This is a genomic window from Pseudomonas sp. NPDC090592 (genome assembly GCF_044769185.1).
Classification (GTDB): domain Bacteria; phylum Pseudomonadota; class Gammaproteobacteria; order Pseudomonadales; family Pseudomonadaceae; genus Aquipseudomonas.
The window spans coordinates 110,950-124,800 of record NZ_JBIVXJ010000016.1 but is presented as its reverse complement, the minus strand read 5'-3'; the positions used below and the strand labels follow the sequence as shown (position 1 = coordinate 124,800).

The following is a 13,851-nucleotide window of genomic DNA, read 5'->3' as shown; positions in this document are numbered from 1 at the left end:
CGCCAGCGCGCGCGCCGCAGTTGACGGCGATCAAGCAAAGGCGTCCGATAGAAGGCCTTTTCCCGATCCCGACGACAGGAGTGCGAGATGGCCAAGCGTATCCAGTTCAGCCAGCATGGCGGCCCGGAAGTGCTGCAGTTTGTGGAATTCGAACCTGCCCCACCGGGGCCGCAGCAGGTGCGTGTGCGTAACCATGCGATCGGCCTGAACTTCATCGACACGTACTTTCGCAGCGGGCTGTATGCGCCGCCGTCCCTGCCTTCGGGCCTGGGTACCGAGGCGGCCGGCGTGGTCGAGGCAGTGGGCGAGGGTGTGACCCGCCTGAAGGTGGGCGACCGCGTGGCCCATGCCGGCGGCCCGCTGGGGGCGTACAGCGAGGTGCATACGCTGCCGGAGGCCAACCTGGTCAAGCTGCCGGACAACATCAGCTTCGAGCAAGCGGCGGCGGTAATGCTCAAGGGTTTGACCGTGCAATACCTGCTCAAGCAGACCTATGAAGTCAAACCGGGCGACGTGATCCTGTTCCACGCTGCTGCCGGTGGCGTGGGTTCGTTGGCGTGCCAGTGGGCGAAGGCGCTGGGCGCCAAGCTGATCGGCACCGTGAGTTCTGCCGAGAAGGCTGAGCGGGCCAAGGCGCTGGGGGCGTGGGAAACGATCGACTACAGCCATGAAGATGTTGCCAAGCGCGTGCTGGAGCTGACCGACGGCAAGAAATGCCCGGTGGTGTATGACGGCGTGGGCGCCGACACCTGGCTGACCTCGCTGGATTGCTTGCAGCCACGCGGACTGATGGTGAGTTTTGGCAATGCTTCAGGTGCGGTAAGCGGAGTGAACCTGGGGATACTGGCGCAGAAGGGCTCGCTGTATGTGACCCGGCCGACGCTGGCAACCTATGCGAACAATGCCGAGAACACTCAGGCGATGGCCGATGACCTGTTTGCGATGATTGGCAGTGGCAAGCTGGTTGTGGATATTCAGCAAAGGTATCCGTTGAGCGAGGCGGCCAAGGCGCAGACGGAGCTGTCGGCGCGGCGGACTGTGGGGTCGACTGTCCTGATCCCCTGAGCCACACACGTTCCCTGTGGGAGCGGGCATGCCCGCGAAGCAGCCACCGCGGTGGATGGCACCGGCTTTGCCGGTGTTCGCGGGCGCGCCCGCTCCCACAGGTACAGCGTCGGCTCTGATAGCTGCACTATGCCTGTAAGGGCCGGTTCGTCGGTGGCGGGGTCGACTCGATCCCATCGAGTATTGCCTCAACCACTCCCTCTGCCATTTCAATCGCATGCAGGTTCGACCAGAACATGCCACGGCCTTCTTCGCGCATATAGTCCAGGGCTTTGTATCCGGTTTCGTAGGCGCTGCGCAGGTACAGGGCAACGTGGACCAAAGCGTCCTCGGCGGAAATGTTCGGGTTGACGGTGAAGAGCGGGTCATGGCCGGCGTCGCAGCGGCCGAAGGGGCGGGTGGAGGTGCAGGGAAGAGGTGGATCGGGGACTATCTTTTTCATTGGAAACTCTCGCTTAAATGCCCCACCTATTCGTTACCACGCGATTAGGTGGCAGCTGTACACGGGGTGGTAAACCGGAGAGAGTTCCCAAAACCCGGCAGGCACAAAGCCTCCCGCGTACAGCCGCCATAGACTGCCAGAAACTCTCCATGGTTCGGGTTACCACACCCGATCGCCGAGTTATTCGGCGACGGTTGAAGCCTAAGGGCAGAGGTTCCCACTGAGAAGGTGATGGCAGAGGACGCGGCTCGTAGGATATTTCCCAAGCCGCAAGTTGGACAGCCATTCTGGCAAAAATCAGAAAACCCTGAATCCATCGCACCGGATCGTTTCTGCGCTGCAAGGCGCTCGCCGACAGAGATTCATCGCCTACGAGATCGAGCGCCGCCCGCGCGGCGCTTCGCGGGGCAAGCCCGCTCCCACATTTGCTGCAACGTGGCCATGTCTGTAAAGGCGGCGTTGCCCGCCTTGGCGCATGTCTCAAGACAAGCGAGGCGGCGGATGCGCCAGCCGAGAAATCGAGTCGGTCCAACAAGGCTGGCAACTATGGCCTGACAGGTTCGGCACGTTGCAACAAATGTGGGAGCGGGCTTGCCCCGCGAAGCGCCGCGCGGGCGGCGCTCGATCTCACAGGCGCCAAAAATCCCAAGGCAGGCACCTCAAAGCCACTATTACCGCGCAGCCTGTGAATACCTTTCAGCCCGGCCGCACAACCTCGCCAGTAGCCAAATTACGAATCACACTCGGATTCTTCCGCCCCCCCAGCGCCCCGCCAAGCACCAGGTCCAGTTGCCCATGGAAGTACTGCTCCACCCGCAACCGGGTCTTCGCCGCCGGGCGCCCGCCCGGGTTGCACGAGGTTGAAATCAACGGCCCCACCAGCGCGCACAGTTCACGCACTACCGGGTGATCACTGACCCGCAATGCCACGGTGTCATGCTGCCCGGTCACCCATTCGGGCAACAGGTCCTGATGCGGCACCAGCCAGGTGTTCGGCCCCGGCCAGGTGCTGCCCATGCGGTCGATCCAGTCCTCCGGGAAATCCTCGAACAGGAAGTCGAACTGGCGGATGTTGTCGGCAATCAGGATCAGCCCTTTATCCACAGGCCGCGACTTCAGCGCCAGCAAGCGGTACACCGCGTCCTCGTTCCACGGATCGCAGCCCAGGCCCCAGACCGCTTCCGTCGGGTAGGCGATCACCGCGCCCGCCCGTACCTCACGTGCGGCTTGTTGCACACGAAAACTGCTCACCATTGCTGTCTCTCCGCCTAAATACCTTGCTTGTGTGCAGTGTACTTAGCCCGCACGGGCAAACCAACGCCCGGCTTCATTGCTTACCCGGCCTTCCAGCTCAAGCTCGGTCAGCTGCGCCAGCACTTCGGCCAGCGATAGCTCACTGCAATGGGCCAGGCTTTCGCTGGTCTGTGGCGCAGCATGCAGCAGGGCAAGCAGGGGATGCTCGAATCTCTCCACAATTGCCGGCGGCAGGTTCTGCCAGCCCTGCAAGGTTTCCATTATCTGTTCCACGGTTTCCACCAGTAGCGCGCCATCCCTAATCAGCTGGTGGCAGCCCTTGGCCCCTGGGTGGTGAATGGAGCCCGGTATGGCATAGACCTCGCGACCTTGCTCGGCCGCTAACCGCGCAGTGATCAGCGAGCCACTGGCCAGGCTGGCCTCGACCACCAGCACACCCAACGACAGGCCGCTGATGATGCGATTGCGTCGTGGAAAGTTGCCAGGCAGGGGCCCGGCATCCAGCGGGTACTCGGAAACCAGTGCGCTGCCGCTATCGATCATCGCCTTGGCCAGTTCGCGATGGCGCTGTGGATAAAGTTTTTGCAACCCCGTGCCAAGGACGCCGATCGTGCCCCCTCCAGCCTGCATCGCCGCCCGATGAGCGGCGCCATCGATGCCCACAGCCAACCCGCTGGTAATGATGAACCCTGCCTGTGCGAGGTAACGGGAAAATGCGCCAGCGGTATCCAGCGCCGGGGGTGTGGCACGCCTGCTACCCACAATTGCCAGCTGCGGACGGTTTAGTAGCGCCGGTTCACCGGCAACAAAAAGCAGCGGCGGGGCATCGTCGATTTCCGCCAGCAGCGCAGGGTAGTCAGGGTCGTCCCACATCAGTAATTGCTGGCCCGGGCGCTCTAACCAGGCCATTGCAGCCAGGGCGCCATCGCGCACCTCGGCACTGCGCCGGGCATCGATCGCAGCCTGGTTGATACCCAGTGCTCGCCAGGCCGAAGCCGGCGCGCTTAGCGCCGAGGAGGCACTGCCAAAGGCATCGATCAGGTTGCGAAAGCGTCTCAACCCGGTATCGGGAAGGCGGTGAAGACGTAACCGGGCCTCTAGCTCGGCCGGATGGCAAGGCGACGAATGGTGAATCGGCATGGCGATCATCCTTGATCAAAACAGGGCCATTTACGTGGCACAATCTGTGGATAACTTTGTGGGTAATACTTTGAAAAGCTGTCCATTGGCTGGGGGCTATTACGCCCATAGACACCCTAGATGACCTTGCCAGGTGCCGAAATCCCCGTTTCCCTTTATTATGTGTGCTCAGTTTTCAACCGAACGCACAGTGACTGCCTGACCTTATGGCCATCTTGAACATTCTCGAATTCCCGGACCCGCGCCTGCGCACCATCGCCAAGCCGGTGACGGTGTTCGACGACGCCCTGCGTCAGCTCATCGACGACATGTTTGAAACCATGTACGAAGCCCCGGGCATCGGCCTGGCCGCGACCCAGGTCAACGTGCACCAGCAGGTCGTGGTCATGGACCTCAGCGAAGACCGCAGCGAGCCGCGTGTCTTCATCAACCCAACGGTTGAAGAGCTGACCCACGACATGGGCCAGTACCAGGAAGGCTGCCTGTCGGTACCGGGCTTCTACGAGAACGTCGACCGCCCGCTGCGGGTACGGGTCAAGGCCCAGGACCGCGACGGCAAGCCGTACGAGCTGGAATGCGAAGGCCTGCTGGCGGTGTGCGTGCAGCACGAATTCGATCACCTCAACGGCAAGCTGTTCGTTGACTACCTGTCGCAGCTCAAGCGCGACCGGATCAAGAAGAAGCTGGAAAAGCAGCACCGCCAGCAAGCCTGATCCCCACCTTCCAGAAGGCTTGCTCCGGCAAGCCTTTTTCTTTTTTGAAGCGAGAACTCCATGCGCATCGTCTTTGCAGGCACTCCAGAGTTTGCCGCCGAACACCTCAAGGCCCTGCTCGACAGCCCGTACCAGATCGTGGCCGTCTACACCCAGCCTGACCGGCCTGCCGGGCGTGGCCAGAAGCTGATGCCGAGCGCCGTCAAGGCGCTGGCCGTGGCCCATGACATCCCGGTGTTCCAGCCACAGACGCTGCGCAACGCCGATGCCCAGGCCGAACTGGCCGCGCTCAAGCCAGACCTGATGGTGGTGGTCGCCTACGGGCTGATCCTGCCGCAGGCGGTGCTGGATATCCCGCGCCTGGGCTGCATCAACAGCCACGCCTCGCTGCTGCCGCGCTGGCGCGGTGCGGCGCCGATCCAGCGCGCCGTGGAAGCCGGCGACGCCGAGAGCGGCGTGACGGTGATGCGCATGGAAGCTGGCCTGGACACCGGCCCGATGCTGCTCAAGGTGGTCACCCCGATCAGCGCGGACGACACCGGCGGCAGCCTGCACGACCGCCTCGCGCAAATGGGCCCGCCCGCAGTGGTGCAGGCCATTGCCGGCCTGGCCGACGGGTCGCTGCAAGGTGAAGTGCAGGACGACGCCCTGGCTACCTACGCGCACAAGCTGAACAAAGACGAAGCACGCATCGACTGGAGCCGCCCGGCCGTCGAGCTGGAGCGCCTGATCCGCGCCTTCAATCCATGGCCGGTGTGCCACAGCACCCTCGATGGCGAAAGTGTGAAGGTGCTGGCCGCCAACCTGTCCACAGGCAAGGGCGCCCCCGGCGAAATCCTCTCGGCCAGCAAGGACGGCCTGGTCGTCGCCTGCGGTGACCAGGCGCTGAGCCTAACCCGCCTGCAACTGCCTGGCGGCAAGGCGCTGAACTTCAGCGACCTGTTCAACAGCCGCCGCGAGAAATTCGCCGCTGGCAAGGTACTGGGCCAATGAACCCGCGCCTCGCCGCCGCCCGCGCCCTTGCCGCTGTACTCAGCGGCAAGGCGTCGCTGAACAGCTCGCTGCCTGCACAACTGGACAAGGTCGATGAGCGCGACCGTGGCCTGACCCAGGACCTGGCGTTCGGTACCGCACGCTGGCAGCCACGCCTCGACCTGCTGGCCGCGCAATTGCTGCAGAAGCCGTTCAAGGCCGCTGACGCCGACGTGCAGGCGCTGCTGCTGGTCGGCCTGTACCAGCTGTTCTACAGCCGTATTCCGGCCCACGCTGCCATCGGCGAAACCGTCGGCTGCGCCGACAAGCTGAAGAAGCCGTGGGCCAAGGGCCTGCTCAATGCCGTGCTGCGCCGCGCCCAGCGCGAAGGCGAAGCATTACTGGCTGACATGGAGCGCGACCCGGTGGTGCGCACCGCCCACCCGCGCTGGCTGCAAAAGTCGCTGAAGGCCTTCTGGCCGGAGCAGTGGGAAGCCATCTGCGCCGCCAACAATGCCCACCCGCCGATGATCTTGCGGGTCAACCGCCGCCACCACAGCCGCGATGCCTACCTGGCGCTGCTGGCCGAGGCGGGCATTGGCGCCAGCGCCTGCCAGTACAGCCGTGACGGCATCGTGCTGGCCGAGGCCTGCGACGTGCGCGGCCTGCCAGGCTTCGCCGAAGGCTGGGTCAGCGTGCAGGACGAAGCCGCGCAGCTGTCCGCCGACCTGCTCGAACTGGCCCCCGGCCAGCGCGTGCTCGACGCCTGCTGTGCCCCAGGCGGCAAAACCTGCCACCTGCTGGAGGCCGAACCCGGCCTGGCCCACATGACGGCCATCGACCTCGAAGCCAAGCGCCTGACCCGTGTGCGGGAAAACCTCGACCGCCTGCAGCTGGACGCCGAACTGATCGCCTGCGATGCCCGCGACACCGCCAGCTGGTGGGACGGCAAGCCGTTCCAGCGCATCCTGCTCGATGCCCCGTGCTCGGCCACCGGCGTGATCCGCCGCCACCCGGACATCAAGCTGACCCGCCAGGCCGACGACATTCCGGCCCTGGCCACGCTGCAAGGCGAGCTGCTGGATGCCTTGTGGCCGACCCTGGAGGTGGGCGGCATGCTGCTGTACGCCACCTGCTCCAGCCTGCCAACCGAGAACACCGAAGTGATCGATGCCTTCCTGGCCCGCACCCCGGGCGCCCGTGAGCTGGACCTGGCCACCGAAGCCGGCCTGCGCCAGCCCCACGGCCGCCAGTTGCTGGCCCAGCAAGGCGGCCACGACGGTTTCTACTATGCCAAGCTGATCAAGATCGCCGCCTCACGCGGATAAGAAGAAAAGTAGGGAGTAGCGGATGAAGATCATCATCCTCGGCGCAGGCCAGGTAGGCGGTACGCTGGCAGAGCACCTGGCCAGCGAAGCCAACGACATCACCGTGGTCGACACCGATGGCGACCGCCTGCGCGACCTTGGCGACCGCCTGGACATCCGCACCGTGCAGGGCCGCGGCTCGTTGCCGACGGTGCTGCGCCAGGCCGGGGCCGACGACGCCGACATGCTGGTGGCGGTAACCAACAGCGATGAAACCAACATGGTCGCCTGCCAGGTGGCCTACTCGCTGTTCCACACCCCGACCAAGATCGCCCGGGTGCGCGAGTCCGCCTACCTCACCCGCGAAGAGCTGTTCGACAACGACCATATCCCGGTGGATGTACTGATCAGCCCTGAGCAAGTGGTGACCAATTACATCAAGCGCCTGATCGAACACCCGGGCTCGCTGCAGGTGATCGACTTTGCCGAAGGCAAGGTCCAGCTGGTGGCAGTGAAGGCTTACTACGGCGGCCCGCTGGTCGGCCAGCAACTGCGCCAGATCCGTGCGCACATGCCCAACGTCGACACCCGCGTGGCGGCGATCTTCCGCCGCGACCGGCCGATCACCCCGCGTGGCGACACGGTGATCGAAGCGGACGACGAAGTGTTCTTCATTGCCGCGAAGAAGGATATACGTGCGGTGATGGGCGAACTGCGCCGCATTGACGAGACCAATAAGCGCATTGTCATTGCCGGAGGCGGGCAGATTGGCGAGCGTTTGGCCGAAGCCATCGAAAGCCGCTACCAGGTAAAGATCATCGAAATGAGCCCGGCCCGTTGCCGGCACCTCTCCGATACCCTGGAAAGCACCGTGGTATTGCAGGGCAGCGCTTCGGACAAGGACCTGATGCTCGAAGAGAACATCGCCGATGCCGATATTTTCCTGGCCCTGACCAACGACGACGAAGCCAACATCATGTCGTCGCTGCTGGCCAAGCGCCTGGGCGCGGGCAAGGTGATGACCATCATCAACAACCCGGCCTATGTCGACCTGGTACAGGGCGGCGATATCGACATCGCCATCAGCCCCCAGCTGGCCACCATCGGCACCCTGCTGGCGCACGTGCGCCGAGGCGACATCGTGAGTGTGCACTCGCTGCGCCGTGGCGCGGCCGAGGCCATCGAGGCGGTGGCGCACGGGGATGCGAAGTCGAGCAAGGTGGTGGGCAAAGCCATCGAGGACATCGCCCTGCCGCCGGGCACCACCATTGGCGCGATCATCCGTGATGAAGAGGTGATGATCGCCCACGACGACACCATGATCGAATCGGGTGACCATGTGATCCTGTTCGTTGTGGATAAAAAGCAAATTCGCGATGTGGAAAAGCTGTTCCACGTCGGCTTGAGTTTCTTCTAGGAGAAGAGGGCATGCGCGAATCGCTGGAGAAGATGCTGGCCAAGGGTGTGGATAACCCGCTGTTGCGCTTTGGCCTGGGCAAGGCCTGGCTGGATGAAGGCAATGGCGCTGAAGCGGCAGTGCACCTGGCACGCTGTGTGGAGCAGGACCCGAAGTATTCGGCGGCCTGGAAGCTGCTGGGGAAGGCGTATCAGCTGGTCGGTGACCTGGCGGCGGCGCGCAAGGCCTGGGAGGACGGGATCGTTGCTGCGCAGGCCCATGGGGACAAGCAGGCCGAGAAAGAGATGGCCGTGTTCCTGAAGAAGCTCAACAAAACGTCAGGTTAACGCGGCCCCCTGTGGGAGCGGGCATGCCCGCGAATCAGGCGACGCGGTGGATGGCACCGGCTGCGCCGGTGTTCGCGGGCGCGCCCGCTCCCACAGGGTAAGGTGAAAGGCTTAGTACCAGCGCGGCTCGCCAGCCGGGCGCTTCTTGAAGCGCTTCATGCTCCACATGTATTGGCTCGGGTATTCACGCACATAGCGCTCGACCACCTTGCTCATCGCCGCCGCCGACACGTTCACGTCGGTGCTGTACATCTCTTCTGGCGCAGCTTCCAGGAACACCTTGAAGCCCGAGCCATCCGGCAGCCGCAAGGCATGCAGGAACACCCCCACCGCCTTGCCGCCCGCCAGCATGTTCGGCACGAACTTGCTGGTCAGCGCCTGGGTACCGAGGAACGGTACGAACACACCAGCCGATTCCGCCGGCTCCGGGTCGGCCGGAATGCCCACCTGGCCACCCCGGCGTACTTCCTTGATCACGCTGAGAATGCCTTCCTTGGTCGAAGGCGCCACGCGGTTGCCCATCTGCACACGCTGCTCGCGCAGCAGGTCATCCACCGCCTTGAGCTTCGGCGGGCGGTAGAAGATGATCGGTTTGCACTGGTTGCAGTAGAAGTGGTTCAGCACCTCCCAGTTGCCCAGGTGGCTGGTGATCCCCACCACGCCCTTGCCCGAGGCCAAGGCCTGCTCCAGCACTTCCAGGCCATGCACTTCCTTGACCAGCTCCAGCGAACGCTGCGGTGGCCAGATCCAGGCGCAGGCGCTTTCGACAAAGGATTTGCCGATATCGCGCAGGGCCTGGCCGACCAGTTGCTCACGGGCAACCGGGTCCATTTCGGGGAAGCACTTGGCCAGGTTGATCCGCACCACGTTGCGCGAACCGTTGGGGATCTTCCACATCAGCCAGCCGATACCGGCACCCACGCGCTGCACAGCGCCCCAGGGCAGCTTGGCAAACAGGCGCAGCACCCCGACCATCAGGGCGCCCTTGAACTTTTCCACAGGCGAATTCCTTATTTCAGCAAGGCGCGCATTGTAACCCCTCAGCGCAACAAGGCGGGGTAGCGATCGCAATCGGTGGTGTGGTCCATGACCATGCCGGTAGCTTGCATGAAGGCATAGCAAATAGTCGGCCCGACAAACGTGAAACCGGCTTTCTGCAAGGCCTTGCTCATGGCCTTGGCTTCATCGGTAACTGCCGGCACGTCGCTGCGGCCGGTGAAATGGTTGATCTTCGGCGCACCACCCACGAACGACCACAGCCATTCGGCAGGGTTATCCACAGCCAGCCAGGCCTGGGCATTGCGCCTTGCAGTCTTGAGCTTGAGGCGGTTGCGGATGATGCCGGCATCCTGCATCAGTTCTTCGATGCGTTCGTCGCTCATGACCGCCAGTTTCACCGGGTCGAAGCCGTGCATCACTTCGCGATAACGCTCGCGTTTGCGCAAAACAGTGATCCACGAAAGGCCTGCCTGGAACCCTTCGAGCAAAAGCATCTCGAAGAGCAACGCCGGGTCGCGCTGTGGCGTTCCCCATTCCTGGTCGTGGTAGGCCTGGTACAACGGATCGTCGGTACACCAAAAGCAGCGTGGCATAAGGCTCCAATGAGTAGAGGGCGAGGCGAATCAGGTTATACTCCCGCTCTTTACATCCGCATCCCCAGATACAGGTGAATTTCGTGAGCCAGCCTACGCCTGCCGTGCGTACCTTCCAAGACCTGATCCTCGCCCTGCAAAACTACTGGGCAGCTCAAGGTTGTGTGGTGCTTCAGCCCTACGATATGGAAGTAGGCGCCGGCACTTTCCACACCGCTACATTCCTGCGCGCCGTGGGTCCAGAAACCTGGAACGCCGCCTACGTGCAGCCTAGCCGTCGCCCTGCCGACGGGCGGTATGGCGAAAACCCCAACCGCCTGCAGCACTACTACCAGTTCCAGGTAGTGCTCAAACCAAACCCGGCCAACTTCCAGGAGCTGTACCTCGGCTCGCTGAAAGCCATTGGCCTGGACCCGCTGGTCCACGACATTCGCTTTGTCGAAGACAATTGGGAGTCGCCGACCCTGGGCGCCTGGGGCCTGGGCTGGGAAATCTGGCTGAACGGCATGGAAGTGACCCAGTTCACCTACTTCCAGCAGGTAGGCGGCATCGAGTGCTACCCGGTCACCGGTGAAATCACCTATGGCCTGGAGCGCCTGGCCATGTATATCCAGGGCGTCGACTCGGTGTACGACCTGGTGTGGGCCGACGGCCCGTTCGGCAAAGTCACCTACGGCGATGTGTTCCACCAGAACGAGGTGGAGCAGTCGACCTACAACTTCGAACACGCCAATGTCGACAAGCTGTTCGAACTGTTCGACTTCTACGAAAGCGAAGCCAACCGCCTGATCAAGCTGGAGCTGCCGCTGCCGACCTACGAAATGGTCCTGAAGGCCTCGCACACCTTCAACCTGCTGGACGCCCGCCGCGCCATCTCGGTAACCGAGCGCCAGCGTTACATCCTGCGTGTACGTACCCTGGCCCGGGACGTGGCGCAAAGCTATCTGCAAGCCCGCGCACGCCTGGGCTTCCCGATGGCCACCCCTGAACTGCGTGACGAAGTGTTGGCTAAGCTGGAGGCTGCACAATGAGTGCTCAAGATTTCCTGGTAGAACTGGGCACCGAAGAGCTGCCGCCGAAAGCCCTCGCCAGCCTTGGCGACGCCTTCCTGGCCGGTATCGAGAAAGGCCTGCAAGCCGCTGGCCTGAACTACACCGGCAAGCAGGTGTATGCCGCGCCGCGCCGCCTGGCCGTGCTGATTCGCCAGCTGGACGTGCAGCAGCCTGACCGCAGCATCAACATCGACGGCCCACCCCTGCAGGCTGCTTTCAAAGACGGCGAGCCAACCCAGGCGGCCCTCGGCTTTGCCAAGAAGTGCGGCGTGGAGCTGGCCGAAATCGACCAGAGCGGCCCCAAGCTGCGCTTCTCCCAGCACATTCCGGGCAAGGCCACTGCCGGCCTGCTGCCAACCATCGTCGAAGATTCGCTCAACGACCTGCCGATTCCCAAGCGCATGCGCTGGGCGGCCAGCCGTGAAGAGTTCGTGCGCCCGACCCAATGGCTGGTGATGCTGCTGGGCGACCAGGTGGTCGACTGCACCATCCTGTCGCAACAAGCCGGCCGTGAATCCCGTGGCCACCGCTTCCATCACCCGGAAAATGTCACCATCACCACCCCGGCCAACTATGTCGAAGACTTGCGCAAAGCCTACGTGCTGGCCGACTTCGCCGAGCGCCGCGAGCTGATCAGCAAGCGTACCGCCGAGCTGGCCATGCAGCAGGAAGGCACCGCCATCGTGCCGCCGGCGCTGCTGGACGAAGTGACTGCCCTGGTCGAATGGCCGGTGCCGCTGGTGTGCTCGTTCGAGGAGCGTTTCCTCGAAGTGCCGCAAGAAGCCCTGATTACCACCATGCAGGACAACCAGAAGTACTTCTGCCTGCTGGACAGCGAAGGCAAGCTGCTGCCGCGCTTCATCACCGTGGCCAACGTCGAAAGCCGCGATCCGAAGCAGATCGTGCAAGGCAACGAGAAGGTCGTGCGCCCACGCCTGACCGACGCCGAGTTCTTCTTCAAGCAGGACAAGAAGCAGCCGCTGGAAACCTTCAACGAGCGCCTGAAGAACGTGGTGTTCCAGGCTCAGCTGGGCACTGTGTACGACAAGGCCGAGCGCGTTTCCAAACTGGCCGCCTTCATCGCCCCGCTGATCGGCGGTGACGCCCAGCGCGCCGGCCGTGCCGGCCTGCTGTCCAAGTGCGACCTGGCCACCGAGATGGTCGGCGAGTTCCCTGAAATGCAGGGTGTTGCCGGTTACTACTACGCGCTCAACGACGGTGAGCCGCAAGACGTCGCCCTGGCCCTGAACGAGCAGTACATGCCGCGCGGTGCTGGCGCCGAGCTGCCGCAGACCCTGACGGGTGCTGCCGTGGCCATCGCCGACAAGCTCGATACCCTGGTTGGCATCTTCGGCATCGGCATGCTGCCTACCGGCAGCAAAGACCCGTACGCCCTGCGCCGTGCCGCCCTGGGCGTGCTGCGGATCCTGATCGAGAAGCAGCTGGACCTGAACCTGACCGGTGCGGTCGAGTTCGCGGTCAAGCAGTTCGGTGCCAAGGTCAAGGCTGCCGGTTTGTCCGAGCAGGTACTGGAGTTCATCTTCGACCGCCTGCGTGCGCGTTACGAAGACGAAGGCATCGATGTGGCCACCTACCTGTCGGTGCGTGCCCTGCAGCCGGGCTCTGCCCTGGACTTCGACCAGCGCGTTCAGGCCGTACAGGCGTTCCGCAAGTTGCCGGAAGCCGAAGCCCTGGCTGCGGTGAACAAACGTGTGTCGAACCTGCTGAGCAAAGCCGAAGGCGCCATCGCCGAACAGGTCGAGCCGAAGTACTTCGATAACGCCAACGAGTTCTCCCTGTACTCGGCCATCCAGCAGGCCGACCAGGCCGTGCAACCGATGGCTGCTGCACGCCAGTACAGCGAGTCGCTGGCCCGCCTGGCCGCCTTGCGTGACCCGGTCGATGCCTTCTTCGAGGCAGTGATGGTCAACGCCGAAGACGCCAAGGTACGTGCCAACCGTTATGCCCTGCTCAGCCGCCTGCGCGGCTTGTTCCTGGGTGTGGCTGACATTTCGCTGCTGGGGTAAGCCTTGAAACTGCTGATTCTCGACCGTGACGGGGTGATCAACCATGACTCCGACGCCTACATCAAGACGCTGGAAGAATGGGTACCGATCCCTGGCTCGGTCGAGGCCATCGCGCAGTTGAGCAAAGCGGGCTGGACCGTGGCCGTGGCCACCAACCAGTCCGGCATTGCCCGTGGCTATTACACACTGGCAACCCTCGAGGCCATGCACGCGCGCCTGCGCGCGCTGGTGGCCGAGCAGGGCGGCGAAGTGGGCCATATCGTGTATTGCCCGCATGGGCCGGATGAAGGCTGCGATTGCCGCAAGCCCAAGCCTGGCATGCTGCGGGCGATCGCCGAGCATTACCAGGTTGGCCTTGAGGGCGTCTGGTTCATCGGAGACAGCAAAGGTGACCTGGAGGCCGCTCTGGCCGTCGGTGCACAACCCGTGTTGGTAAAAACCGGCAAGGGCGAGCGGACCCTGGAAAAAGGTGTCCCGGAAACTACACTGATTTTCGACGATCTGGCTGCTATCGCCAGAGAACTAATTTAAACAGTGCGCCTTT

General features: G+C 63.4%; 14 protein-coding genes. 9 read left to right on the top strand and 5 right to left on the bottom strand.

Features of this window, described 5'->3' with window-relative positions; all coding sequences use genetic code 11:
• Window positions 1-87 precede the first annotated feature (87 nt).
• Entirely contained in the window at window positions 88-1,065 is a 978-nt protein-coding gene (locus ACIQUI_RS16495) for an NADPH:quinone reductase (RefSeq protein WP_403200427.1), read from the top strand.
• Between the two features lie 127 nt (window positions 1,066-1,192).
• Here the strand turns inward: ACIQUI_RS16495 and ACIQUI_RS16490 are convergent, their stop codons facing one another.
• The 3 genes from ACIQUI_RS16490 to dprA all read right to left on the bottom strand — a co-directional run bounded on the left by ACIQUI_RS16490 (window position 1,193) and on the right by dprA (window position 3,901).
• On the bottom strand, window positions 1,193-1,507 hold the full coding sequence (locus ACIQUI_RS16490) for a hypothetical protein (protein WP_403200425.1): 315 nt from the start codon (window positions 1,505-1,507) through the stop codon (window positions 1,193-1,195).
• Window positions 1,508-2,203: 696 nt separating this feature from the next.
• Window positions 2,204-2,761 (bottom strand): L-threonylcarbamoyladenylate synthase, encoded by a 558-nt coding sequence (locus ACIQUI_RS16485; protein WP_016712799.1) that lies wholly within the window; start codon window positions 2,759-2,761, stop codon window positions 2,204-2,206.
• Between the two features lie 42 nt (window positions 2,762-2,803).
• Window positions 2,804-3,901, bottom strand: a complete 1,098-nt coding sequence (gene dprA, locus ACIQUI_RS16480) for a DNA-processing protein DprA (RefSeq protein WP_403200422.1) — start codon at window positions 3,899-3,901, stop codon at window positions 2,804-2,806.
• Between the two features lie 206 nt (window positions 3,902-4,107).
• Between dprA and def the strand changes: the two genes are divergently transcribed.
• The 5 genes from def to ACIQUI_RS16455 are packed head-to-tail and all read left to right on the top strand — an operon-like array spanning window position 4,108 to window position 8,636.
• Complete coding sequence (def, locus tag ACIQUI_RS16475) at window positions 4,108-4,614, top strand: peptide deformylase (protein ID WP_003260000.1); 507 nt, start codon at window positions 4,108-4,110, stop codon at window positions 4,612-4,614.
• A 60-nt stretch (window positions 4,615-4,674) separates the two neighbouring features.
• A complete protein-coding gene (gene fmt / locus ACIQUI_RS16470) occupies window positions 4,675-5,607 on the top strand; it encodes a methionyl-tRNA formyltransferase (RefSeq protein ID WP_403200420.1) in 933 nt (310 codons plus the stop codon).
• On the top strand, window positions 5,604-6,914 hold the full coding sequence (gene rsmB, locus ACIQUI_RS16465) for a 16S rRNA (cytosine(967)-C(5))-methyltransferase RsmB (RefSeq protein WP_403200417.1): 1,311 nt from the start codon (window positions 5,604-5,606) through the stop codon (window positions 6,912-6,914). The genes fmt and rsmB overlap by 4 nt, the downstream gene beginning before the upstream one ends.
• Window positions 6,915-6,936: 22 nt before the next feature.
• Window positions 6,937-8,310: a Trk system potassium transporter TrkA gene (gene trkA / locus ACIQUI_RS16460; protein WP_403200414.1), complete on the top strand. Its 1,374-nt coding sequence runs from the start codon at window positions 6,937-6,939 to the stop codon at window positions 8,308-8,310.
• An 11-nt stretch (window positions 8,311-8,321) separates the two neighbouring features.
• Entirely contained in the window at window positions 8,322-8,636 is a 315-nt protein-coding gene (locus tag ACIQUI_RS16455; RefSeq protein ID WP_403200411.1) for a tetratricopeptide repeat protein, read from the top strand.
• Between the two features lie 111 nt (window positions 8,637-8,747).
• Here ACIQUI_RS16455 and ACIQUI_RS16450 read toward each other — a convergent pair whose 3' ends face one another.
• Complete coding sequence (locus tag ACIQUI_RS16450; protein WP_201200344.1) at window positions 8,748-9,635, bottom strand: lysophospholipid acyltransferase; 888 nt, start codon at window positions 9,633-9,635, stop codon at window positions 8,748-8,750.
• Between the two features lie 41 nt (window positions 9,636-9,676).
• A complete protein-coding gene (locus ACIQUI_RS16445) occupies window positions 9,677-10,228 on the bottom strand; it encodes a DNA-3-methyladenine glycosylase I (protein ID WP_403200408.1) in 552 nt (183 codons plus the stop codon).
• An 83-nt stretch (window positions 10,229-10,311) separates the two neighbouring features.
• On the opposite strand from ACIQUI_RS16445, the gene glyQ reads away from it, so the two are divergent.
• The 3 genes from glyQ to gmhB are packed head-to-tail and all read left to right on the top strand — an operon-like array spanning window position 10,312 to window position 13,838.
• Window positions 10,312-11,259, top strand: coding sequence for a glycine--tRNA ligase subunit alpha (gene glyQ / locus ACIQUI_RS16440; protein ID WP_003253126.1), 948 nt, complete (start codon window positions 10,312-10,314; stop codon window positions 11,257-11,259).
• Window positions 11,256-13,307 (top strand): glycine--tRNA ligase subunit beta, encoded by a 2,052-nt coding sequence (glyS, locus tag ACIQUI_RS16435; protein ID WP_403200405.1) that lies wholly within the window; start codon window positions 11,256-11,258, stop codon window positions 13,305-13,307. Before glyQ ends, glyS begins: the two co-directional genes overlap by 4 nt.
• 3 nt (window positions 13,308-13,310) lie before the next feature.
• The gene (gene gmhB, locus ACIQUI_RS16430) at window positions 13,311-13,838 is read left to right on the top strand and encodes a D-glycero-beta-D-manno-heptose 1,7-bisphosphate 7-phosphatase (protein WP_391131871.1); all 528 of its coding nucleotides are present in this window, start codon (window positions 13,311-13,313) and stop codon (window positions 13,836-13,838) included.
• Window positions 13,839-13,851: the final 13 nt, after the last annotated feature.

Bases quoted from the DNA above. Each gene is read 5' to 3' on its own strand.
- ACIQUI_RS16495 (WP_403200427.1), top strand. From the start codon at position 88: ATGGCCAAGCGTATCCAGTTCAGCCAGCATGGCGGCCCGGAAGTGCTG.
- ACIQUI_RS16490 (WP_403200425.1), bottom strand. From the start codon at position 1,507: ATGAAAAAGATAGTCCCCGATCCACCTCTTCCCTGCACCTCCACCCGC.
- ACIQUI_RS16485 (WP_016712799.1), bottom strand. From the start codon at position 2,761: ATGGTGAGCAGTTTTCGTGTGCAACAAGCCGCACGTGAGGTACGGGCG.
- dprA (WP_403200422.1), bottom strand. From the start codon at position 3,901: ATGCCGATTCACCATTCGTCGCCTTGCCATCCGGCCGAGCTAGAGGCC.
- def (WP_003260000.1), top strand. From the start codon at position 4,108: ATGGCCATCTTGAACATTCTCGAATTCCCGGACCCGCGCCTGCGCACC.
- fmt (WP_403200420.1), top strand. From the start codon at position 4,675: ATGCGCATCGTCTTTGCAGGCACTCCAGAGTTTGCCGCCGAACACCTC.
- rsmB (WP_403200417.1), top strand. From the start codon at position 5,604: ATGAACCCGCGCCTCGCCGCCGCCCGCGCCCTTGCCGCTGTACTCAGC.
- trkA (WP_403200414.1), top strand. From the start codon at position 6,937: ATGAAGATCATCATCCTCGGCGCAGGCCAGGTAGGCGGTACGCTGGCA.
- ACIQUI_RS16455 (WP_403200411.1), top strand. From the start codon at position 8,322: ATGCGCGAATCGCTGGAGAAGATGCTGGCCAAGGGTGTGGATAACCCG.
- ACIQUI_RS16445 (WP_403200408.1), bottom strand. From the start codon at position 10,228: ATGCCACGCTGCTTTTGGTGTACCGACGATCCGTTGTACCAGGCCTAC.
- glyS (WP_403200405.1), top strand. From the start codon at position 11,256: ATGAGTGCTCAAGATTTCCTGGTAGAACTGGGCACCGAAGAGCTGCCG.